Source organism: Sulfitobacter sp. R18_1 (assembly GCF_017743915.1).
GTDB lineage: Bacteria > Pseudomonadota > Alphaproteobacteria > Rhodobacterales > Rhodobacteraceae > Sulfitobacter > Sulfitobacter faviae.
In genome coordinates this window covers 33106-55259 of the sequence record NZ_JAGHRG010000008.1, presented here as the reverse complement: position 1 = coordinate 55259, position 22154 = coordinate 33106, and the positions used below count along the sequence as shown (strand labels likewise).

The window sequence follows — 22154 nt, the reverse complement described above, 5'->3', positions numbered from 1 at the left end:
CCAGCCCCATGCCCGACCTCTATCCCATCAAACGCGCCCTGCTTTCCGTATCCGACAAGACCGGTCTTTTGGACCTTGGCAAGGCTTTGGCGGCGCGGGGCGTCGAATTGCTCAGCACCGGCGGCACCGCGAAAGCGCTGCGCGACGCGGGGCTTGAGGTGTTGGATGTGGCCGATGTGACCGGCTTTCCCGAAATGATGGACGGTCGCGTGAAAACGCTGCACCCGGTCGTGCATGGCGGTCTGCTGGCCCTGCGCGACAATTACGAACACGTCGGCGCAATGAACGAACATAACATCGGCGCGATCGATCTGGTGGTGGTGAACCTTTACCCCTTTGAGGAAACCGTCGCCAAGGGCGCGGCATACGCCGAGGTGATCGAGAACATCGATATCGGCGGCCCGGCAATGATCCGCTCGGCGGCCAAGAACCACGGTTTCGTCAACGTGGTGGTGGATGTCGAGGACTACGCCGAGGTCATCGCGGAGCTGGAGGCCAACGACGGCCAGACCACTTATGCCCTGCGCCAGCGTCTCGCGCAGACCGCCTATGCCCGCACCGCGGCCTATGACACCGCCGTCAGCACATGGATGGCCGCGCAGGTCGAGGCCACGCCGCGCCGCCGGACCTTTGGCGGGACCTTGGCCCAGACCCTGCGCTATGGCGAGAACCCGCACCAGCAGGCGGCCTTCTACACCGATGGCTCGAACGCCCCCGGTCTGGCCAACGCGGTGCAGCATCAGGGCAAGGAACTGTCCTACAACAACATCAACGACACCGACGCGGCCTTTGCGCTGGTCAGCGAGTTCGACCCCAAGGACGGCCCCGCCTGCGCCATCATCAAACACGCCAACCCCTGTGGCGTGGCCCGTGGCGAGACGTTGTTGGAGGCCTACACCCGCGCCTTCGATTGTGACCGCACCTCGGCCTTCGGCGGCATCATCGCGTTGAACCAGCCGCTGGACGGGCCGACGGCCGAGGCCATCGCCGCGATCTTCACCGAGGTCGTCATCGCCCCCGGCGCGGACGAGGATGCCAAGCGCATCTTCGCCGCCAAGAAGAACCTGCGCCTGCTGACCACCGAAGGCCTCGCCGATCCGACCGCCGCCGAACTGGCGGTGCGTCAGGTCTCGGGCGGCTTCCTTGTGCAGGACAAGGACGTGGGCCGCATCACGCGCGATGATCTGAAAGTCGTGACCAAGCGCAAGCCCTCGGATCAGGAACTCGACGACATGCTCTTTGCTTGGACCGTGGCGAAACACGTCAAGTCCAACGCCATCATCTACGTCAAGGACGGCGCCACCGTGGGCGTGGGCGCGGGCCAGATGAGCCGCGTGGACAGCACCCGCATCGCCGCGCGCAAGGCCCAAGACATGGCCGAGGTGATGGACATCGACGCACCGCTGACGCAGGGCTCGGTCGTGGCCTCTGATGCCTTCTTCCCCTTCGCGGATGGTCTCATCACCGCCGCCGAGGCCGGTGCCACGGCGCTGATCCAGCCCGGCGGCTCCATGCGTGACGACGAGGTGATCGCGGCGGCGGATGAGGCGGGGCTTGCCATGGTCTTCACCGGCATGCGCCACTTCCGGCACTAAACGAAGGGGAGCCCCATGCGGACATTCGGCATCGCGGCCTTCGTGGCCTTTCTGATCGACCAGATCAGCAAATATGTGGTCATTCACATGATGGAACTGGCGCGTGTCCGCTCCATCGACGTGCTGCCGCCGGTGCTGAATTTCCGCTACGGGGAGAACCGGGGTATCAACTTTGGCCTCGGCGGCGACATGAGCCAATGGGTGCTGATCGTGGTGGCGCTGGTGATCTGCGCGGGCGTCACCCTATGGCTCTGGCGCAGCCCGCATGGGCGTTGGGCGCAGCTCAGCGGTGGCCTGCTGGTCGGCGGGGCGCTGGCGAATGTGGCGGACCGGCTGATCTACGGCTATGTGCTCGATTTCCTGAACAACTCCTGCTGCGGCATCAATAACCCCTTCGTCTACAACTTGGCGGATGTCTTTATCTTTGCCGGGGCCTTGGGGCTGATCCTCTTTACCGGAGAGCCGAAAAGCGCGCCCAAGCGCCGGGGCAAAAAAGGTCAGTGACATTGCCCGCTTGCCTGCGATATTGAACAAGCAGACCCCGAAAGGAGACACCATGCGCCGCATTGCCCTCATCAGCTTGATCCCGCTGGCCCTCGCCGCCTGCAGCAATCAGGGCCTTCGCGATTTGCAGCCGACTTCTGAAGGGCCGGATGAATTTCTGATCCAACCGGTCAAGCCGCTGGAGCGTCCCGACAACTTGAACACCCTGCCCACGCCGGCGCCGGGGCAGGCGAACCTGACCGACCGCTCGGCGGTGGCCGAAGGGGTGGCGGCATTCGGCGGGCGTTTGGATGCCTCTGCTGGCATTCCGGCGGGGGATGCGGCGCTGGTCCAACATGCGGGCCGGATGGGCGTGCAGCCCGGCATCCGCGCGAGCTTGGCCGAGGCCGACGCGAAATTCCGCAAGCGCAAGGGCCGGTTTACTCAGTTCCGCATCGTGCCCGTTGACCGCTACGGCCAAGCTTACAAGCGCATGATCCTCGACGCCCATAGCGAGGCGGAGCGCTGGCGCAGGGCAGGCGGGCGCACGCCGTCCTACCCGCCGCAGGACACACGTTTTCGCTAGGCTTCTTGAAAGTAGCGCCAGACCGCGTAGGTAATGCGAGAGGCGATATATTTCGAGGTAAGCAATGATCCGACTGCCGATGATGGCGGCCCTGGTGGCGACGCTTTTCACAGCCCCCGCCGCGCAGGCGGGGCAGACCGAGAACGAAGCGGTCACCCATTTCACCCTTGATAACGGCATGGAGGTCGTGGTCGTCGAAGACCACCGCGCCCCGGTCGTGCAGCAAATGGTTTGGTACCGTGCAGGTTCAGCGGATGAGCCCAAAGGTGCCTCCGGCGTGGCGCATTTCCTTGAGCACTTGCTGTTCAAGGCCACCGATAAGCTGGAAGCGGGCGAATTTTCCGCCACGGTGGCGGCCAACGGCGGGCGCGACAACGCATTCACCAGCTACGATTACACCGCCTATTACCAGCGCGTCGCGGCAGACCGCCTTGGCCTGATGATGGAGATGGAGGCCGACCGGATGAAGAACATCCGTTTGACCCCCGAAAACATCGAAACCGAACGCGATGTGATCCTCGAAGAACGCAACCAGCGGACCGAGAATAACCCCGCCGCGCTGTTCAGCGAACAACTCAACGCCGCGCAATATCTCAATCACCGCTACGGCGTGCCTATCATCGGCTGGAAACATGAGATGGAGGAGTTGGACCTCGAAGATGCGCTGTCGTTCTATGAACTCTACTACTCGCCCAATAACGCGATCCTCGTAGTTTCGGGGGATGTGACGCCGGAAGAAGTGCGCGAACTGGCGGAGGCCACCTATGGCCAAATCCCCGCCAACCCCGCCTTGCCGGAACGTCTGCGCACCGAAGAGCCGCCCCAGATCGCGGAGCGCCGGTTGACCTACAAAGACGCCCGCGTGGCCCAGCCCTATGTCCGCCGCTCCTATCTTGCCCAAGAACGTGACAGCGGCGAACAGGAGGAAGCGGCGGCGCTCTTGCTGCTCAGCGAATTGCTGGGCGGCGGCACCACGTCCTACCTTGCCGAGAAACTGCAATTCGACGCGCAGATCGCCAATTACACCGGCGCTTTCTACAAGGCCGACACGCTGGACGACACGACCTTTGACCTTGTCGTGCTGCCCGTGCCCGGCGTCAGCCTGCAACAGGCCGAAGAGGCGCTGGACGAGGCGCTCGCGCAGTTTATGGAGGCCGGTGTCGACCCGGAACACCTCGAACGTCTCAAGGCGCAGTTGCGCGCCGACCAAATCTACGCCCGCGACGACGCGGACCGCGTGGCGCACCGCTATGGTTCGGCCCTCGCCATCGGCCTCACGGTCGAAGACGTGCAGGCATGGCCCGATGTGCTTCAGGCCGTCACCGCCGAAGACATCATGCAGGCCGCCCGCGACCTGTTCGACAAACGCGCATCGGTCACCGGCTGGCTGATGAAGGAGGACGCGCAATGAGACTGATCTACGCCCTGATCCTGACGGTAATTGCCGCACTCCCCGCCCGTGCCGAGGTCGATATTCAAGAGGTGACCAGCCCCGGCGGCATCACCGCTTGGTTGGTTGAGGAACATTCGATCCCCTTCGTGGCGTTGGAAATCCGTTTCCGTGGCGGCGCGTCTCTCGATGCCCCCGGCAAACGCGGCGCGATCAACTTGATGACCGGCCTCTTGGAAGAAGGGGCGGGCGAGATGGACGCCCGCGGCTTTAGCCGCGCGACCGAAGCGCTGGCCACGAACCTCAGCTTTGATGTCTCTGACGATGCGCTTTCCGTCTCCGCACGTTTCCTGACCGAGAACCGCGCGCCCTCGATCGACCTTCTGCGCGCGGCCCTTCAGGAGCCGCGTTTCGACGAAGACGCCATTGAGCGGGTGCGCGGCCAAGTGATTTCGAACATCCAGTCGAACCAGAAAGACCCCAACAAAATCGCCCAACAGACCTTTGACCGGATCGCCTTTGGGGATCACCCCTATGGCAGTTCGCTCAATGGTACGCTGGAAAGCGTCGCGGGCCTGACCCGTGACGATCTGCTCGCCGCGCATCGCGCGGTGCTGGCGCGGGACCGCATCATCGTTGGCGCGGTGGGCGACATCACACCCGAGGAATTGGGCCAGATGCTCGACAAGCTGTTGGGGGGGCTGCCCGCCGAAGGCGCGCCGATGCCGCCCCGGGCCGAGGTCGATATCCCCAGTGGCACCACCGTGGTCGATTTCGCGACGCCGCAGTCCGTCGCGCTCTTTGGTCAGCCCGGCCTCGCGCAGGACGATCCCGATTGGTTCACCGCGACGGTGCTGAACCACGTCCTTGGCGGCGGCGGTTTCGAATCCCGGCTGATGACCGAGGTACGCGAGAAACGTGGCCTGACCTACGGCGTCTATTCCTACCTCGCCCCGCGTGATCTGGCCGAGACCTATCTCGGCTCCGTCAGCTCGTCCAATGACCGCATCGCCGAAGCGATCGAGGTGATCCGCGCCGAATGGGCCAAGGCCGCCGCCGAAGGCATCACGCAAGAGGAATTGGAGGCCGCCAAAACCTATATCACCGGCGCCTATCCGCTGCGCTTCGATGGGAACACGCCCATTGCCAACATCCTCGTCGGCATGCAGATGCTGGGCCTGCCAACCGACTATATCGCCACCCGCAACGACAGGGTCGAAGCGGTCACGCTCGCAGACGTCAAACGCGTCGCTGCCGAGCTGTTGGAGCCCGAAAACCTGCATTTCGTTGTCGTCGGCCAGCCCGAAGGGCTAGAGGCCGCAGACACAGCGCAAGAATGATAAAAGCGCCGCTCCCGTCAGGGGGCGGCGCTTCTGCATAGGCCGGGCGGTGGGCGTTATTCGCCGTAGGGCACCCAGATATTCTTGACCTCGGTCGCGGCCTGCAGGAAGTCGCGCCCCGCGCCCTCGGCCCCGAACCAATCCCGCGCCATGCCATGGTTGACCCAGCTGCGTTTGATGTTGCTCGCGGCCCCTTTCTCGACAATGCCGGAAAGCGCCGCGGCGCCGAAGGACCAGACCGCATCCACATCCATATGACGCGCCATCGCCTCGGCCAAATCCGCCTGCGGGCCGGTCAGGATATTCACCACGCCCGCGGGCACGTCCGATGTCTCAAGCACCTGAACGAAGTCCGTCGCCGCCAGCGGGAAGGGTTCGGAGGCCGAAAGGATCACCCGGTTGCCCATAGCGATGGCGGGGGCCATGCAGGAAATCAGCCCCAGCAAAGGCGCCTCGGCAGGGCAAAGCGCGCCGATCACACCCACGGGTTCCTTCATCGCCAGCGCCACGCCGCGGATCGGCACGCCGTGCACCTGACCGTCGTATTTATCGGCCCAAGCGGCATAGGTGAAAAGCCGGTCAATGGCCGCATCGACCTCCCTACGGCCCGTCTTCGCCCCCTGCATCGCATCCAGACGTGCTGCGAATTCATCCCCGCGTGCGGAAAGGTTCTCGGCAATGTAGTACAGGATTTGCGCCCGCAGATGGCCGGTGGTTTTCGACCAGCCCTTCGCCGCATGCGCCGCCTCGACCGCATTGCGCAGGTCCTTGCGGTTGGCGAGGCTCACATGCCCCAACAGCCCGCCCGACTTGCCCCAAACCGGCGCGGAATAGCCGCCATCGGGCCGCGCCTGTTTGCCACCGATATAGAGCTTTGCGGTCCGGTCGATCCCATCCTCCGGCGCACCCTCACCGGCGAAGGCTTCGATCTCCTTCAAAGGCTTCCGCGCCGTCTTGGGCTTGGTATAGCCCGCCAGACCTTCCCAACCGCCCTCGCGGCCAAAGCCGCTTTCACGCTTGCCGCCGAACCCGGCTGCGGCATCCATCATATTGGTGCCATTGACCCAAACGATCCCGGTCTCCAGCTTCGGTGCGATGTCGAGGGCGAGGTTCACATTCTCGGTCCAGACCGTCGCTGCCAGACCGTAGCGCGTGTTATTGGCCAGCTGCACCGCCTCGCCGGGCGTGCGGAAGGTGGTCGAGACCAGCACAGGCCCGAAAATCTCTTCCTGCATCAGCCGATCCGCCGGGTTCAGCCCGGTAATCAGGGTGGGCGGATAGAAACAGCCGTTCTCCGGCATCGCCCCCGGTGCCACGAAACGCTCACCGGCGGTATTGGCCTCAACCATCTCGCTCACGCGCTTGTATTGAACCGGGTCGACCAGCGCGCCCACATCGATGCTTTTGTCCAAGGGGTCGCCAACGCGCAGCTTCTCCATCCGCGCACGCAGCTTGGCATAGAACCGATCCGCGACCGGCTCATGCACCAGCAAGCGCGACCCGGCACAGCAGACCTGCCCCTGATTGAACCAGATCGCATCGACCAGCCCTTCGACGGCGCTGTCCAGATCGGCATCGTCGAAAACGATGTAAGGCGATTTGCCACCCAACTCCAAGGTCAGCGCCTTGCCGGACCCCGCCGTCACCTCGCGAATGCGGCGGCCTACGGCGGTGGAGCCGGTAAAGGCGATCTTGTCGATATCGTCATGGCCGACGATCATCTCGCCCACGGCGCCATCGCCCGTCACGATGTTGACCACACCCTTGGGCAGCCCGGCCTGGCGGCAGATATCGGCAAACAAAAGCGCGGTCAGCGAAGTATATTCCGCAGGTTTCAACACCACGGTATTTCCCATCGCCAGTGCGGGCGCGATCTTCCACGCCAGCATCAGCAGGGGGAAGTTCCAGGGGATGATCTGCCCGCAAACCCCAAGCGCCTGCGCATCGGGCAGTTCGCTCTCCATCAACTGCGCCATGCCCGCGTGATAATAGAAATGCCGCTGCGCCAAGGGCACGTCGATATCACGCGCCTCACGAATGGGCTTGCCGTTGTCCAAGACCTCCAAGACCGCAAACAAACGCGCGTGTTTCTGCAACAGCCGCGCCAGCGCATAGATATGCCGCGCCCGGCCATGGCCGCCAAGCTTCTCCCACTTGGGCTGCGCCTTGCGCGCCGCCTTCACGGCGGCATCCACATCGCCCTGCGACGCCTGCGTTAGACTGGCCAACACCTCACCCGTCGCCGGGTTCGTGCTGTCAAACCCCGCCCCCGGCGCGGTGAAGGCGCCCTCAATGAAATGGCCAAACCGCCCACCCTGATCGACGATCCAAGCCAGCGCATCTGCCGCCGATTCCGGGGCCGGCCCGTATTCCATGCTCTCAAAAATCTCGGACACGCTCATGCCTTCATCCTTTTCCAAATACCTTCCCGCAGCCTGCAACAGGCTCAGGCGGTCGCGTGGCGGTAAGCCGCCGAATAATTGCCGGTCACATGATGCTCCAACTGCCGCTCGATATCGCCCAAGAGCGAGGACGCCCCAAAGCGGAACAGGTCAGGCTGCAACCAACGGTCGCCCAACTCTTCCTTCATCAGCGCCAGATAGGTGATCGCATCCTTGGCCTTCGAGATGCCGCCCGCGGGCTTGTAGCCCACGCGCACGCCGGTGCGCGCGTAATACTCGCGGATCGCGCGGATCATGACGAGGCTCACGGGCAGGGTGGCGTTAACACTTTCCTTGCCGGTCGAGGTCTTGATGAAATCGGCCCCGGCCATCATGCAAACCAGCGACGCGCGCGCCACATTGCGCAGCGATCCCAATTCGCCGGTGGCGAGGATCGCCTTCACATGGGCCTCGCCGCAGGCCTCGCGGAAGGCGCGCATTTCATCGTAAAGCGCCTGCCAGTCGCCCGAGAGCACGTGACGGCGCGAGATCACGATGTCGATCTCACTCGCCCCGGCCTCGACGCTCATCTCGATCTCGCGAATGCGGAGTTCCAAGGGCGACAGCCCTGCCGGGAACCCGGTTGAGACGGCGGCGATGGGAATGTTCGTGCCCTCCAGCGCGCGCCGCGCGGCGGGGATCATCTCGTGATAGACGCAGACCGCGCCGGTGGTGATCGGCGCCATGCCAAGCGCCTCGAGTAGATCGGGCGCAATCGGTTGGCGCGCCTTGGCGCAAAGCCGCTCGACCCGGCGCGCGGTGTCGTCGCCCGAAAGGGTCGTCAGGTCGATACAGGTCACCGCGCGCAGCAGCCACGCGGCTTGGTGGTCCTTTTTCAGCGAACGCCGCGCGGGCAGGGCTGCGGCGCGGCGTTCGATCGCCGAGGTATTCGCCTGCACCGAGCGCAGCCAATCCATATCAAGCGGCATCGGTTCGACGCGGGGTTCGGTGACCTGGGGCAGATGGCCCGGCGCGTCGGTCTCTGTCTCACGGTGCTGCGGGGTCGTCTGGGTGGCCATCGGGGTCTCTCCGGTTTGGTCAGGCGCGCAAAATGGCATGGGGCAGGGGCCAAAGCAAGCGACGCTAACCCCGCGTCACCGGTCGAACGCCTGAAAAACAGGCGAAATATGGAAATTGTTAATGAGAACCATTCTCAACTGTTGACTTAATTGAGAATCGTTCTCACTAATACCCCCATGACACATGCATCTGATCCGTTTCGCCCGTCCCGCCGCAGCGCTTTGATCGGCGGCCTGAGCGCATTTGCCCTGCTCGGGGCCGCGCCCGCTGCATTTGCCACGCCAAAGCTCAACGTCGTTGCGACCACCGGCATGATCGCTGACGCCGCCCGGCGCATTGGTGGCGATCTGGTCGAGGTCCGCTCGCTCATGGGGTCGGGCGTTGATCCGCACAGCTACCGCCAGACGCGCAGCGACATCGTGGCGCTGACCCGGGCCGATCTCGTGCTCTGGCACGGCCTTTACCTTGAGGCGCAGATGGAGCGGTTCTTTGAGGATCTGGGCCGCAAACGCGCCGTAATCGCCGTTGCCGAAGCCCTGCCCAAGGAGGGGCTGCTGAGCCACCCGGATTACGAGGGCCGCTATGACCCGCATGTCTGGATGGACCCCAACACATGGACCGCCGTGGTGGATGAGGTGACCCGCGCGCTGAGCGAAGCACATCCGGCAGGGGCCGAGACCTTTGCCGTGAATGCCAAGACCTACCGCGCGGAACTGGATCAACTCGCCGCCTATGCCGCCGAGACCGTGGCGCAGGTGCCCGAAGGCCAGCGTGTCTTGGTCACGGCGCATGATGCCTTTAGCTACTTCGGGCGCGCCTTTGGGTTCGAAGTGATCGGCATTCAAGGCATCTCGACCAACAGCGAGGCGGGGCTCAATCGCATCTCTTCGCTGGTCGATGAGCTTGTCGAACGCGAGATCAGCGCGGTTTTCGTCGAAACCTCGGTGTCCGACCGTAACATGCGCGCACTGGTTGAAGGCGCGGCAGCGCGTGGTCATGAGGTCGTGATCGGCGGGTCGCTCTATAGTGACGCCATGGGGGAACCGGGCAGCTATGAGGGCACTTATATCGGTATGATCGATCACAACGTCACCACCATCGCCCGCGCGCTCGGCGCGCCGGTGGATGCGAGCGGGATGACCGGCAAGCTGGCACAGGGAAGCTGATCCATGACACTCGAACTCGCCAGCACGCGTGAGACCGCGCCGACCGCCCGCGCCGACAGCCCGCTTGCCGTGCGCGGCATGACCGTCTCCTATGGGCAGAAACCTGCGGTGTTTTCTGTTGATATGACGGTGCAGCCGGGCAAGATGACCGCGATCATCGGGCCGAACGGGGCGGGGAAATCGACGCTGCTCAAGGCCGCTTTGGGCATCCTTACCCCGCTGGCGGGCACGGCCACCGTCTATGGTAAACCCGTGGCCGAGCAGCGCCACCGCATCGCCTATGTGCCGCAGCGTGCGAGTGTAGATTGGGACTTCCCAACCCGCGTGATCGACGTGGTGCTGATGGGGCTTTACCCGCAACTGGGCCTTCTGGGTCGCATCCGCCCCGTGCACCGCGCCCGCGCCTCCGATTGTCTGGCCCGCGTCGGGATGGAGGATTTCGCCATCCGCCAGATCGGCCAACTCTCGGGCGGCCAGCAGCAGCGGGTGTTCCTTGCGCGGGCCTTGGCGCAGGATGCAGACCTTTACCTGCTCGACGAACCCTTTGCCGGGGTCGATGCGGCGACGGAAAAGGCGATCATCGCGGTGCTGAAATCCCTGCGGGATGCGGGCAAGACGGTCGTTGCCGTGCATCATGATCTGTCCACGGTGCCTGAGTATTTCGACAATGTCTTCCTGATCAACACCCACCGTGTGGCCGAAGGCAGTGTCGCTGAGGTTTTCAAGTCCAACCACCTGCAAGACGCCTATGGCGGGCGTTTGGCGGGCGCGCAGATGGATGCTTTGCAACTGTCATGATCTGGGACGCGCTGACACTGCAATTGGGCTACAACGCCACGCTGGTGACGCTGGGGGCCACGCTTTTGGGCATGGCGGCAGGCGTCGGCGGCACCTTCTTGTTTCTGCGCAAACGGGCGTTGGTGAGCGATGCAATTTCGCATGCGACACTGCCGGGTGTGGCGCTGGCCTTCATGGTGATGGTCGCTTTGGGCGGCGATGGGCGCAACCTGATCGGCCTGCTGCTGGGGGCCGCGCTGTCGGCGGGCGTGGGGCTGCTCTTGGTCTCATGGCTCAGCAACCGCACGCGACTGGCCGAGGATGCGGCCATCGGTTCGGTCCTTTCGGTTTTCTTTGGCCTTGGCATCGTGCTGCTCACAGTGATCCAAACCATGAGCGCAGGGCGTCAGGCGGGGCTGGAGGATTTCCTTTTGGGTTCCACCGCCGGGATGCTGCGCAGCGATGCGTTGATCATCGCCGTGGCGGCGGCGCTGACGCTGGCGCTGGTGTTGCTCTTGCGCCGCCCGCTGACGCTGGCCTCTTTCGATCCCGAATATGGCACCGCCATCGGGCAGAACGTGCCGCGCACGGATCTGGCGATGATGGGGCTGGTGCTGGCCGTGACGGTGGTTGGGCTCAAGATCGTGGGGCTGATCCTGATCGTGGCGCTGCTGATCATCCCGCCCGTCACCGCGCGTTTCTGGAGTGAACGAACCGACCATGTGGTGCTGATCTCGGGCGCGCTCGGCGGCATTGCGGCCTATATCGGCGCGGCGCTGTCGGCGGCCCAGCCGAACCTGCCGACGGGGCCGATCATCGTTCTGGTGGGCTTTGCGCTCTTTGCGCTGTCGCTGCTGTTGGCACCGGGGCGCGGGGCGCTGTCGGCGCTACTGCGGCATCGGCGCTATCAGCGTCGGGTCCATCTGCGGCAAGGGCTCTTGGCCTTGGCCCATGGGCAGCCGATCTATGAACAACTCACCCTGCGCCTGCTGCGGGCCGAAGGCTACGCCCTGCCCGATGGGGTCGCCACCAAGGCGGGCCGGGGCCGTGCGGCCAAGGCGCTGCGCGATGAAACCCGCTGGCAATTGATCCGCCGCGATCCGGCTTACGAGGCGGCGGCACAGCAATATGACGGTCTGACCCCCATCGAGACGGTGCTGACCGCCGACCAAATCCGCGAAATCGACAGCCGCATCGACATGCGCGGCGGGGTGATGGCATGAACGGTTCCGAATTTGTCCCCCTGTCCTTGGTGCCGATGCTGACGGGCATCTTCGTGGCGGTGGCCTGCGCCTTGCCGGGGAACTTCCTTGTCCTGCGCCGCCAAGCGTTGATCGGCGATGCGATTAGCCATGTGGTGCTGCCGGGGATCGTCGTGGCGTTCCTGCTGACCGGTGTGGTCAGCACCTGGCCGATGCTGCTGGGTGCGGCGGGGGCGGCGCTGGTCGCCGTGCTGGCCATCGAAGGCGTGCGGCGTTTGGGCAAGATCGAATCCGGCGCGGCCATGGGCGTGGTCTTTACCGCGATGTTCGCGGGGGGCGTGCTGCTGCTGGAACAATCCGACACCAGCAATGTGCATCTCGATGTGGAACATGCGCTTTATGGCAATCTCGAAAGCCTGATCTGGCTGGATGCGACCGGCTGGGGGGCGCTGCTCGACCCCGAGGCGCTGGCGACCATCCCGGTAGAGCTGCCGCGCATGGCGGTCACGTTTCTTTTCGTTGCGCTTTTCACGGCGGTGTTCTGGCGTCCGCTCAAGGTCAGCACCTTCGACGAAGGCTTTGCCCGCACCATCGGGATGAAGACCGGCCCATTGGGCCTCGGGCTGGTGATCGTCGCCGCCATTGCCGCCGTGGCCGCCTTTGACGCGGTGGGCAGCATCATCGTGATCGCCATGTTCATCTGCCCGCCCGCCGCCGCGCGGATGATGACCAATCGGCTGGAGCATCAGATCGCATGGTCAGTGGGTTTTGCCACCGTGGCCGCGATTTTGGGCTATGTCTTGGCAGGTTACGGGCCGCTTTGGATCGGGCTGCGGGATTCGGTCTCGGCGGCGGGGATGATCGCGACCGTCTCAGGGCTGATCCTTGGCGCCGCGGCAGTGATGGGGCCGCATCGGCATAGAGGTGCCGCCGCGCCCACTGCTTAACCGAATCGCAACGATTCGTTTTATCGGCGACTGATTCGCTTTTGCTTTGACCTGTGATTCGTCCTGCGTCTATACAGGTGACAAGCTCCGCCGGAGACGACTTGTACCCGGGTCGCCCGCCGCGCTGATAAGACCGGAATAACAAAAGCACCAGTGCGCCGAGTAGCCGACCCAGCAGCGGATCGCCCCACCTTTGGCGGCGGTCCGCTGACTTTGTCCAGAACCTCTGATACCCGGCCCTGATAGACGCATTCACATCTGGCAGAATCAAAAGCCGCTATGCTAGGTCTTGCGGTATGCCCAGCCCGACCCCCAATATAAGCGAAGTTCGCCCCGTCATCCGTCAATTGGACGATTCCGCGATCAACCGCATCGCCGCAGGCGAGGTGGTCGAACGGCCCGCCTCGGCGGTCAAGGAATTGGTCGAGAACGCCATCGACGCGGGCGCGCGACGGATCACCGTGGAATATGCCGATGGCGGCAAGACGATGATCCGCGTGACGGATGATGGCTGCGGCATCGCGCCCGAAGATTTGCCGCTGGCCCTGTCGCGTCATGCGACCTCTAAAATCGACGGCTCCGACCTGCTGGATATTCACACTTTCGGTTTTCGCGGCGAGGCGCTGCCGTCGCTCGGAGCCGTCGGGCGACTGACCATCACCAGCCGTGCGTCTGGGTTTGACGGGGCCGAGATTACCGTCGACGGGGGCCGCATGGGTGAGGTGCGCCCCGCCGCACTTAACAGCGGCACCATCGTCACCCTGCGCGATCTGTTCTTTGCCACGCCTGCGCGGCTCAAGTTCCTGCGCACCGACCGGGCCGAGGCGCAGGCGATCGGCGATGTCATCAAACGGCTGGCCATGGCCGAGCCCTTCGTGCGTTTCGTGCTGCGCGATGTCTCGGGTGACGGTAAGGGCCGCGATGTGTTCCGCGCCGAGGCCGAGCAGGGCGATCTTTTCGATGCGCTGCATGGCCGTCTGGCGCAGGTGCTGGGCCGGGAGTTTGCCGAGAATGCCCTGCCTATTGATGCGATGCGCGAGGGGCTGCATCTGACCGGTTTCGCTGCCCTGCCGACCTACTCGCGCGGCTCTGCCGTGGCGCAATATCTCTTCGTGAATGGCCGTCCGGTGCGGGATAAGCTGCTGACGGGCGCGCTTCGGGGCGCCTATTTCGATTTCCTCAGCCGCGACCGTCACCCGGCAGCGGCGCTTTTCGTGGAATGCCCGCCGACGTTGGTCGATGTGAACGTGCATCCCGCGAAATCCGAAGTGCGCTTTCGCGATCCGGGGTTGGCGCGCGGGCTGATCGTCTCGGCCCTCCGCCACGCGCTGGCCGAAGCGGGCCATCGCGCCTCGACCACCGTGGCGCAGGCGACCTTGGGCGCGATGCAGCCTGAGCCGCAGGGCGCGCGGGTCTACCAGATGGACCGCGCGGGCATGGACCGGCCCAGCCCGGCCGCGCGGCAAGCTGCCTATCAGGCGCAGGCCCCCGGTTTTGCCGAGACCGCAGGCGTTTGGGGCCGGGTGGAGGGCACGCCGCTGCCCGAGACCCCCGCGCCGAACCACGCCGCCGCCCCCGAAGCGGAAGAGGCCGCGCCCGCCCCTGACTACCCGCTTGGCACCGCGCGAGGGCAGGTGCACGAGAATTACATCATCGCCCAGACCGCCAATGGCATGGTCATCGTCGATCAGCACGCCGCGCATGAGCGGCTGGTCTATGAGAAACTCAAGCGGCAGATGAACGAGAACGGCGTCGCGGCCCAAGCGCTGCTGATCCCCGAAATCGTCGAACTGTCCGCCAATGACTGCGCGCGCCTGCTGGAACTGGCGGAGGAACTGGCGAAACTCGGCCTTGGCATCGAAGCCTTCGGCGGCAGCGCCATCGCGGTGCGCGAGACGCCTGCGATCCTCGGCACCGTGAACGCCCGTGCGCTGATCCTCGACGTGCTCGATGAATTGGCCGAGGGCGAGAGCAGCAACATTGTTCAGGCCAAGATCGAAGCGATCCTGAGCCGGGTGGCTTGTCATGGCTCGATCCGCTCGGGCCGCTGGATGCGCGCCGAAGAGATGAACGCGCTTTTGCGCGAGATGGAGGCGACGCCGCATTCGGGCCAGTGCAACCACGGGCGGCCCACCTATGTCGAACTCAAACTCGCCGACATCGAACGGCTGTTCGGGCGCACTTGATGGAGCTTGGCGGCACGACCCTGACCCTCTCAGACCCTGTAACGCTCTTGGCCCTTGCGGGCGCGGGGCTGCTGTTGCTCATCGTCATCCTGCTGATCATGGCGGTCCGCGCCGCGGGCCGTTCGGCCCGCGTGGCCGCCCCCTTGGCGCAGCAAATGCGGGTGCTTGGCGGCCATGTGCAGCAATTGGGGCAGGGGCAGGAGCAGTTGCGCGGGGGGCTGCAAATGGTGTCGGACACGCAAAGCAATACCCAAGCGCAGATGATGCAGACGATGGAAGCGCGGCTGGCCTATGTGCAGCAGCAGATGCAGGACCGTCTGGCCGATAACGCTGCCCGCTCGGCGCGGTCGCTGGCCGAGATGCAGCAGCGCATGACCGAGACGCTGCACGGCTCGTCCAAACGCACCACCTCCAGCCTTGCGCAGTTGCAGGAACGGCTCGCCTCCATCGACAAGGCGCAGGACAATATCACCAAACTGTCGGGCGACGTGCTGTCGCTGCAAGACATCCTGAGCAACAAGCAGACGCGCGGGTCTTTCGGTGAAATCCAGTTGCGGGATATCGTGTCGAAAGCCCTGCCAAGCGACAGCTATTCGCTGCAAGCCACGCTCAGCAACGGCAAGCGGCCCGATTGCCTGATCCATCTGCCCAACCCGCCCGGCCCGATCGTGATCGACAGTAAATTCCCGCTGGAGGCCTATGAGGCCCTGCGCCGCGCCAAGACCGAAGCCGAGACCCGCGCTGCCGCCCAACAGATGAAGACCGCCGTGCGGGTGCACCTCAACGCCATCGCCGACAAATACATTCTGGAGGGGGAGACGGCGGAAGGCGCCTTGATGTTCCTGCCCTCCGAGGCGGTCTATGCCGAGTTGCACGCGAATTTTTCCGAACTCGTGCGCGAAGGCTTTGAGAAACGCGTCTGGATCGTCAGCCCGACCACCTGCATGGCCACGCTCAACACCATGCGCGCCATCCTGAAGGACGCGCGGATGCGCGAACAGGCAGGCGCGATCCGCAAGGAGTTGGGCAATCTGAACAAGGATGTCGAGCGTCTGGCGGTGCGTGTCGGCAACCTTGATCGGCATTTCAGCCAAGCGCGGCGCGATGTCGAAGAGATCAAAGTCAGCAGCGAAAAAGCCGCCAAACGCGCGGGCCGCTTGCATAATTTCGACTTCGAAGAACTGGCAGAAGACAAAACCGAGGCTATTGTTCCCCTAAGGACACCCGAAGGGAACGGCTGAATGAACGACGTGGACATTACCGGGATGACGCTGGAAGCGATGCAGGCGCGGGCCGCCGCGTTGCGGAGCGATATCGTGCAAACACCGGTGGTGACCCTCTCTTCTCCCATGGTCGATGATGTGCTGGGCGGCGCACAGGTTGCGCTCAAGCTGGAGTGTTTTCAGCATACCGGCACCTTCAAGGCCCGCGGCGCGCTGTCGGTGGCGCGACAGTTTGACGATGACACCCGCGGGCACGGGATCACCGCGGCCAGCGCGGGCAACCACGCCATCGCCGCAGGCTGGGCCGCGGCCAAGCTTGGCATCAGCGCCAAGGTGGTGATGCAGGACAATGCCAACCCTTTTCGCGTCGCTCTCGCCCGTGCCACCGGGGCTGAGGTCATCCTGAAACCCGCCGGGCAAGAGACCTTTGCCGAGGCCGAGCGACTGGTGCGCGAAGAGGGGCGGTTCTTTATCCATCCTTTCGAGGGGCTGCACACCTCCCTCGGCACCGCCGGGGTGGGGCTGGAACTGATGACGCAGGTGGCGGATCTGGACGCGGTCGTCGTCTCTGTCGGCGGTGGCGGGTTGATCAGCGGTGTCGCCGCCGCGGTGAAGGCGATCAACCCCGCTTGTCGGGTCTATGGCGTGGAGCCCGAGGGCGCCGACAGCATGTCGCAAAGCCTCGCCTCCGGCGCGCCGGTGACGATCCCTGAGGTCACCACAATCGCCGACAGCCTTGGGCCGCCGATGGCGCTGCCTTTCGGCCATGCGCTCTGCGCGGTCTATGTCGATGACGTGGTGACGGTCAGCGACGATGCGATCTGCGCCGGGATGGCGGTGTTGCAACAGGCGGCGAAACTGGCGGTGGAACCTGCCGCCGGGGCCGCGATGGCGGGGGCGCTCGGCCCTCTGCGTGGGCAATTGGCCGGGCGGCGCGTCGGCGTGATCGTCTGCGGGGCCAATATCGATACCGACAGCTATTTGGGCCAGCTCAGCCGCGGGCAAGCGGCGCTCGACAGCCTGCTGTCCTAGTGCCCTCCAAGGGCTTTGCACGCGGTCGCTGTGCTGCGTGCATTTTTCCAAGAAAATCTATCGGGCGCTGCAACTTTAACTCCCCTTTACCCGTGGGTGCCCCATATCCAAAGTTCCGGACCAAAGCAGGACGCCTATGCCTTTCGAAGCTCTGAACGACAGTACCCTCCCTCAACAGCCGCTTGGGCGGCGTGTCGCCGTGATTGGCGGCGGGATTTCCGGCATGGGGGCGGCGCATATGCTGGCATCTGCGGATCGCGTCACCCTCTATGAGGCGGGGGCCAAGATCGGCGGCCATGCGCGGACGGTGATTGCCGGAAAGAATGGCGATCAGCCGGTCGATACCGGGTTCATCGTGTTCAACTATGCCAACTACCCGCATCTCGCGGCGCTCTTTGCTGAGCTGGACGTGCCGGTCGTGCCCTCGAACATGAGCTTTGGCGCGTCGATTGACGGTGGGCGGCTGGAATATGCGCTGACCAATTTCAACGCGGTGTTCGCTCAGAAACGCAATATGTTCAGCCCGCCTTTCCTGCGGATGCTGAGGGACATTCTGCATTTCAACAAGAACGCGCTGGCCGTGTCGCGCGACCCGTTGATGACCATCGCGGAGTTTCTCGACCAGCTTGGCACCGGGCCATATTTCCGCGACTTCTACCTGTCGCCCCTGTCGGGCGCGATCTGGTCTACGCCGACCGAAAGGATCATGGATTTCCCCGCCCATGCCATGGTCAATTTTTTCGAGAACCACGCGCTGCTGAACTATTCCGGCCAGCACCAGTGGTACACGGTCAAAGGCGGCTCGCGCCAATATGTTGACCGGTTGGAGAGTGCTCTGCGCGCCAACGGTGTCGAGTTGCGCACCGAGTGCCCCGTGCAGGCGGTGCGCCGCACGGCGCAGGGGGCCGAGGTCCGCGCCTATGGCGGGGAGTGGGAGACCTTCGACGAGGTGATCTTTGCCACCCATTCCGACGACACGCTGGCGATGCTGTCCGATCCGACCGAGGCCGAGCAGCGCGCCCTCGGCGCCATCCGCTACCAGCCCAATGACATCGTGCTGCATGCCGATGCCAATATCATGCCCAAGCGGCGCTCCACTTGGGCGTCGTGGGTCTATACCGAGGATCGTGAGCAGAAGTCCGACCGGATCGACCTGACCTATTGGATGAACTCGCTGCAACCGATCCCGCAGGACGATCCGCATTTTGTCACGCTCAACACCAAACGTAGCATCCGCGAAGAGCTGATCTATGACCAAGTGACCCTGCGCCATCCGGTCTATGACCTTGCCGCCTTGGGCGCGCAGGACGAGGTGCGCGCCTTTAACGGCAGCCAGAATACATGGTTCTGCGGCGCTTGGATGCGGCATGGCTTTCACGAAGACGGGCTGGCTAGCGCGGTGGATGTGGTCGAACGGATGCAGGCCGCGCGGGCGGCACCCTTGGCGGCGGAGTGACGGCGGGCGTCGATCATATCCGGGGCCAGACCTTTCATGGCCGCAAAGGCGCGGTGGAGAACCGTTTCCGTTATTCGGTCGACTATGTGATCTGCGATGCCGAAGTTACGGCGCTAAGGACGCCTGCGCTTTTCGCCCGCAATGGTGCAAATGTGACCAGCCTGCACGACAGCGACCACGGCGGCGTGCCGGGGCAGGGACGCGGCGCCCCTTGGGTGCGCGAGGTTTTGGCGGCGCATGACATCACCGGGGTCGCGCGGATCGAACTGTTGGCACAGCCGCGGGTGCTGGGCCATGTCTTTAACCCGGTCAGCTTTTGGCTCTGCCGCCGGGCCGATGAGGCGCTGATCGCCGTGATTGCCGAGGTTACGAATACCTATGGCGACCGGCATTCCTATCTTTGCCATCACCCCGACCTGCGCCCCATCGCGCCCGAGGATCGCTTGCGGGCCGCGAAACTCATGCATGTCTCGCCCTTTCAGGACATCTCGGGCGGCTATGTCTTCCGCTTTGACATCAACGCCGAGCGGATCGGCATCTGGATCGATTTCTCGGATGGGGAGAACGGGTTGATCGCCACCTTGACAGGGCCGCGTGCGCCGCTGACGAATGGCCGCATCCTCTGGTCGCTGTTGCGCCGCCCCTTTGGGGCGCGGCGGGTGCTGGCGCTGATCCACTGGCAGGCGCTGAAGCTCTGGCTCAAGGGGGCCGGGTTCCGCAACCGCCCCGAGGCACCGCAGGTCGAGGTTTCCCGCGATGCGGCCCATGGCGCGGGCGGGCGATGAGGGCGCGCGCGGCCCGGCTGCCCGCCTATGCGCTTTTCGCCGCATCGCTCGCCGCGGCGGGGCTGCCAATCTACATTCACGCGCCGAAGTTCTATGTCGATGAATACGGGGTTTCGCTGACGGCGCTTGGCTCTGTGCTTTTTGGATTGCGGCTGTTGGACGTGGTGCAAGACCCGGCGCTCGGATGGCTGGCCCAAGCGCTGCGCCACAAACGCGGGCTGGCGGTGACGGTGGCGGGGGCAGTGATGGCGCTGGCGATGCTGGGGCTTTTCGCGATGCCCGCGCCAATGGCGCCCGTGCTGTGGTTCGCCCTGATGCTGACGCTGGTCTTCTCGGCCTTCAGCTTTCTGACTATCTGTTTTTATGCCCAAGGGGTGGCCAAGGCCGACAGCCTGCCGGGGGCCGGGCATCTGACCCTTGCCCGCTGGCGCGAGACCGGGGCGCTTTTGGGCGTCTGTCTCGCCTCTGTCGCGCCCCTGCTGCTGGGCTTGGCGCTGGATCGTCCTTTTGCCGGATTTGCGGTGGGGTTCGTGGTTCTGGCGCTTTGGGCCGTGGTCGCGATGCGCAAGGAGTGGCGGGCGACGGGGCTGCCAGGCGCGAGCGGTTTCGGCACCGTGTTGCGCGACGGGCAGGCGCGGCGGCTGTTGCTGATCGCTTTGGTCAATGCCGCCCCGGTGGCCGTGACCTCGACCCTGTTTCTCTTTTACGTCGAACTGGCGCTTGAGGCACCGGGATGGGAGGGGCCGCTCTTGCTGCTGTTTTTCATCGCGGCGGCGGCGGCAGCACCGCTTTGGGGGATGCTGGCCGAACGCCACGGCCCGCGCCGGGTGCTCTTGGCGGCGATGGCCTTGGGCATCGCCGCTTTCGGCGGGGCGCTCTTTCTGGGTCCGGGGGATGTGGTGCTGTTCGCCTTGGTCTGTCTGGCCTCCGGCGCGGTTTTGGGGGCTGACCTGACCCTATTGCCTGCCATGTTCGCCAGCCGCATGGCGCAGATTTCCCCCTCGGCGGCCGAAGGCTTCGGCCTTTGGTCTTTCGTGTCCAAACTGACCTTGGCTTTCGCGGCGGCGGCCCTACTTCCCGCCCTAGAAGGTGCAGGGTTGCAGACCGCAACGGGGACCAGTTCCGACACATCTATCTCCCTGTTGATCTGGTTCTATGCCGGTGTACCTTGCGCCCTGAAATTGCTGGCGATCGCTCTTCTCGCCGGTGCAAAAGACGTGGAGACATCGTGACAGAGCCGCTGATCTTTATCGCTGTCGGGCTGGGCCTTGGTCTATTGCTCACCTTCCTGCGCCGCCGGTTGGGGGAGTTTCACGGGCAATCGCCCAGCGACTATGTGGATTCCTTCCCCGTCTTCGACCTGCGTTTGCATCTGCGCGATGAGATGATCTGCGAGGGCGTGATTTTCGGCCCCCTTGGCCGGGTCACCAGCAGTTTCACGGCCAAGTTCGACGTGTCTTGGGAGGGCGATGTCGCCACCGTGGCCGAGAGTTTTCGCTATAACGATGGCTCGCGTCAGCAGCGCGAATGGACCGTGACACTGGGCGAGAATGGCCGTTTCACCAGCACCGCGCCGGATGTGATCGGGGTGGGGCAGGGCGTTCAGGCTGGTCCGACATTGCAGTTGCGCTATCGTATCCAACTGCCCGAGGAACTGGGCAGCCATGTGCTGAAAACCGTCGATTGGATGTATCTCACCCCCGATGGCACCATCGTCAATCGCAGCCAGTTTCGGAAGTTCGGGATCAAAGTAGCAGAATTGGTCGCCACCCTGCGACCGGCGGAGGAAAGATGAAAGACTGGCAAGGCAAGACCTATTGGCTGGTGGGCGCGAGCGACGGACTTGGCGCGGCGCTGGCGCATCAGCTAAGCCGCACCGGGGCCGAGGTGATCCTCTCGGCCCGGTCCGAAGACAAGCTGACCGAACTCGCGCAGGCGCTGCCGGGGCGGGCGCGGGTGCGGGTCTTGGATGTGACCGATGACGAAGACGTGGCGCAGGCGGCGAAGGATGTGGGGCCGATCGACGGGTTGGTCTATCTGGCGGGGGCCTATTGGCCCTTTGGCGCGCAGGAGTGGGACGCGAAACATGGGGTGACCATGGCCGATGTGAACTTCACCGGCTTGATGCGCGTCTTGGGGCAGGTGGTGCCGCAGATGGTCGCCCGCGATCACGGGCATATCGTCATCACTTCCAGCCTGACCGCCTATCGCGGGCTGCCCGGCTCCATCGGCTATACGGCCTCCAAGGCGGCGACGCTGTCGCTGGCGGAATGCATGCATGCCGATCTGCGCAAGACGGGCGTGCAGGTGCAGGCGATCAACCCGGGCTTTATCAAGACCCAGTTGACCGACAAGAACGATTTCAAAATGCCCTTTTTGATGGAGCCCGATGACGCCGCGCGCCGTGTCTTCGAGCATATGAACAGGGACAGTTTCAAACTGGACTTCCCTTACGGCTTCTCACTGCTGTTCCGTTTGGGGCGCTTCCTGCCGGATTGGCTGTACTACCGGTTCTTTTCCTGAAG

General features: G+C 64.3%; 19 protein-coding genes. 17 read left to right on the top strand and 2 right to left on the bottom strand.

Annotated features, from left to right (window positions below; translation table 11 throughout):
- The first annotated feature begins 8 nt into the window (after positions 1-8).
- The 5 genes from purH (at position 9) to J7392_RS15810 (ending at position 5394) form a co-directional block, all read left to right on the top strand.
- A complete protein-coding gene (purH, locus tag J7392_RS15830; protein ID WP_209218441.1) occupies positions 9-1595 on the top strand; it encodes a bifunctional phosphoribosylaminoimidazolecarboxamide formyltransferase/IMP cyclohydrolase in 1587 nt (528 codons plus the stop codon).
- Between the two features lie 15 nt (positions 1596-1610).
- The gene (gene lspA, locus J7392_RS15825; RefSeq protein ID WP_067266723.1) at positions 1611-2099 is read left to right on the top strand and encodes a signal peptidase II; all 489 of its coding nucleotides are present in this window, start codon (positions 1611-1613) and stop codon (positions 2097-2099) included.
- 52 nt (positions 2100-2151) lie between these two features.
- Positions 2152-2664, top strand: a complete 513-nt coding sequence (locus J7392_RS15820) for a DUF3035 domain-containing protein (protein WP_209218440.1) — start codon at positions 2152-2154, stop codon at positions 2662-2664.
- A 64-nt stretch (positions 2665-2728) separates the two neighbouring features.
- A complete protein-coding gene (locus J7392_RS15815) occupies positions 2729-4075 on the top strand; it encodes a pitrilysin family protein (protein ID WP_209218439.1) in 1347 nt (448 codons plus the stop codon).
- Positions 4072-5394: a pitrilysin family protein gene (locus J7392_RS15810; RefSeq protein ID WP_209218438.1), complete on the top strand. Its 1323-nt coding sequence runs from the start codon at positions 4072-4074 to the stop codon at positions 5392-5394. Before J7392_RS15815 ends, J7392_RS15810 begins: the two co-directional genes overlap by 4 nt.
- Before the next feature lie 56 nt (positions 5395-5450).
- Here J7392_RS15810 and J7392_RS15805 read toward each other — a convergent pair whose 3' ends face one another.
- Positions 5451-7796, bottom strand: a complete 2346-nt coding sequence (locus J7392_RS15805; RefSeq protein WP_209218437.1) for an aldehyde dehydrogenase family protein — start codon at positions 7794-7796, stop codon at positions 5451-5453.
- Between the two features lie 44 nt (positions 7797-7840).
- On the bottom strand, positions 7841-8854 hold the full coding sequence (deoC, locus tag J7392_RS15800; protein ID WP_209218436.1) for a deoxyribose-phosphate aldolase: 1014 nt from the start codon (positions 8852-8854) through the stop codon (positions 7841-7843).
- A gap of 177 nt (positions 8855-9031) precedes the next feature.
- On the opposite strand from deoC, the gene J7392_RS15795 reads away from it, so the two are divergent.
- From J7392_RS15795 to J7392_RS15740, 12 genes are all read left to right on the top strand, one after another.
- Positions 9032-10021, top strand: coding sequence for a zinc ABC transporter substrate-binding protein (locus tag J7392_RS15795; RefSeq protein ID WP_209218435.1), 990 nt, complete (start codon positions 9032-9034; stop codon positions 10019-10021).
- Positions 10022-10024: 3 nt separating this feature from the next.
- Complete coding sequence (locus J7392_RS15790; protein ID WP_209218434.1) at positions 10025-10819, top strand: metal ABC transporter ATP-binding protein; 795 nt, start codon at positions 10025-10027, stop codon at positions 10817-10819.
- Positions 10816-12021 carry a metal ABC transporter permease gene (locus tag J7392_RS15785; protein ID WP_067266713.1) on the top strand — a complete coding sequence of 402 codons (1206 nt, stop codon included), beginning with the start codon at positions 10816-10818 and terminating at the stop codon, positions 12019-12021. Before J7392_RS15790 ends, J7392_RS15785 begins: the two co-directional genes overlap by 4 nt.
- Positions 12018-12947 carry a metal ABC transporter permease gene (locus J7392_RS15780; protein WP_209218433.1) on the top strand — a complete coding sequence of 310 codons (930 nt, stop codon included), beginning with the start codon at positions 12018-12020 and terminating at the stop codon, positions 12945-12947. Before J7392_RS15785 ends, J7392_RS15780 begins: the two co-directional genes overlap by 4 nt.
- Before the next feature lie 296 nt (positions 12948-13243).
- Complete coding sequence (gene mutL / locus J7392_RS15775) at positions 13244-15133, top strand: DNA mismatch repair endonuclease MutL (RefSeq protein ID WP_209218432.1); 1890 nt, start codon at positions 13244-13246, stop codon at positions 15131-15133.
- Positions 15130-16374, top strand: coding sequence for a DNA recombination protein RmuC (gene rmuC, locus J7392_RS15770; RefSeq protein ID WP_209218431.1), 1245 nt, complete (start codon positions 15130-15132; stop codon positions 16372-16374). Before mutL ends, rmuC begins: the two co-directional genes overlap by 4 nt.
- The gene (locus J7392_RS15765; protein WP_209218430.1) at positions 16375-17388 is read left to right on the top strand and encodes a pyridoxal-phosphate dependent enzyme; all 1014 of its coding nucleotides are present in this window, start codon (positions 16375-16377) and stop codon (positions 17386-17388) included.
- Positions 17389-17524: 136 nt separating this feature from the next.
- The gene (locus J7392_RS15760) at positions 17525-18844 is read left to right on the top strand and encodes an FAD-dependent oxidoreductase (protein WP_209218429.1); all 1320 of its coding nucleotides are present in this window, start codon (positions 17525-17527) and stop codon (positions 18842-18844) included.
- Entirely contained in the window at positions 18841-19629 is a 789-nt protein-coding gene (locus tag J7392_RS15755) for a DUF1365 domain-containing protein (RefSeq protein WP_209218428.1), read from the top strand. The genes J7392_RS15760 and J7392_RS15755 overlap by 4 nt, the downstream gene beginning before the upstream one ends.
- Positions 19626-20861, top strand: coding sequence for an MFS transporter (locus tag J7392_RS15750; RefSeq protein ID WP_209218427.1), 1236 nt, complete (start codon positions 19626-19628; stop codon positions 20859-20861). Before J7392_RS15755 ends, J7392_RS15750 begins: the two co-directional genes overlap by 4 nt.
- Positions 20858-21424 carry a DUF3833 family protein gene (locus J7392_RS15745; protein WP_209218426.1) on the top strand — a complete coding sequence of 189 codons (567 nt, stop codon included), beginning with the start codon at positions 20858-20860 and terminating at the stop codon, positions 21422-21424. Before J7392_RS15750 ends, J7392_RS15745 begins: the two co-directional genes overlap by 4 nt.
- Positions 21421-22152: an SDR family NAD(P)-dependent oxidoreductase gene (locus tag J7392_RS15740; RefSeq protein ID WP_209218425.1), complete on the top strand. Its 732-nt coding sequence runs from the start codon at positions 21421-21423 to the stop codon at positions 22150-22152. The genes J7392_RS15745 and J7392_RS15740 overlap by 4 nt, the downstream gene beginning before the upstream one ends.
- The last annotated feature ends 2 nt before the right edge of the window (positions 22153-22154 follow it).

Bases quoted from the DNA above. Each gene is read 5' to 3' on its own strand.
- J7392_RS15790 (WP_209218434.1), top strand. From the start codon at position 10,025: ATGACACTCGAACTCGCCAGCACGCGTGAGACCGCGCCGACCGCCCGC.
- J7392_RS15810 (WP_209218438.1), top strand. From the start codon at position 4,072: ATGAGACTGATCTACGCCCTGATCCTGACGGTAATTGCCGCACTCCCC.
- J7392_RS15820 (WP_209218440.1), top strand. From the start codon at position 2,152: ATGCGCCGCATTGCCCTCATCAGCTTGATCCCGCTGGCCCTCGCCGCC.
- purH (WP_209218441.1), top strand. From the start codon at position 9: ATGCCCGACCTCTATCCCATCAAACGCGCCCTGCTTTCCGTATCCGAC.
- J7392_RS15765 (WP_209218430.1), top strand. From the start codon at position 16,375: ATGAACGACGTGGACATTACCGGGATGACGCTGGAAGCGATGCAGGCG.
- J7392_RS15815 (WP_209218439.1), top strand. From the start codon at position 2,729: ATGATCCGACTGCCGATGATGGCGGCCCTGGTGGCGACGCTTTTCACA.
- J7392_RS15785 (WP_067266713.1), top strand. From the start codon at position 10,816: ATGATCTGGGACGCGCTGACACTGCAATTGGGCTACAACGCCACGCTG.
- deoC (WP_209218436.1), bottom strand. From the start codon at position 8,854: ATGGCCACCCAGACGACCCCGCAGCACCGTGAGACAGAGACCGACGCG.
- lspA (WP_067266723.1), top strand. From the start codon at position 1,611: ATGCGGACATTCGGCATCGCGGCCTTCGTGGCCTTTCTGATCGACCAG.
- J7392_RS15760 (WP_209218429.1), top strand. From the start codon at position 17,525: ATGCCTTTCGAAGCTCTGAACGACAGTACCCTCCCTCAACAGCCGCTT.
- J7392_RS15795 (WP_209218435.1), top strand. From the start codon at position 9,032: ATGACACATGCATCTGATCCGTTTCGCCCGTCCCGCCGCAGCGCTTTG.
- J7392_RS15740 (WP_209218425.1), top strand. From the start codon at position 21,421: ATGAAAGACTGGCAAGGCAAGACCTATTGGCTGGTGGGCGCGAGCGAC.
- J7392_RS15780 (WP_209218433.1), top strand. From the start codon at position 12,018: ATGAACGGTTCCGAATTTGTCCCCCTGTCCTTGGTGCCGATGCTGACG.
- J7392_RS15750 (WP_209218427.1), top strand. From the start codon at position 19,626: ATGAGGGCGCGCGCGGCCCGGCTGCCCGCCTATGCGCTTTTCGCCGCA.
- mutL (WP_209218432.1), top strand. From the start codon at position 13,244: ATGCCCAGCCCGACCCCCAATATAAGCGAAGTTCGCCCCGTCATCCGT.
- J7392_RS15805 (WP_209218437.1), bottom strand. From the start codon at position 7,796: ATGAGCGTGTCCGAGATTTTTGAGAGCATGGAATACGGGCCGGCCCCG.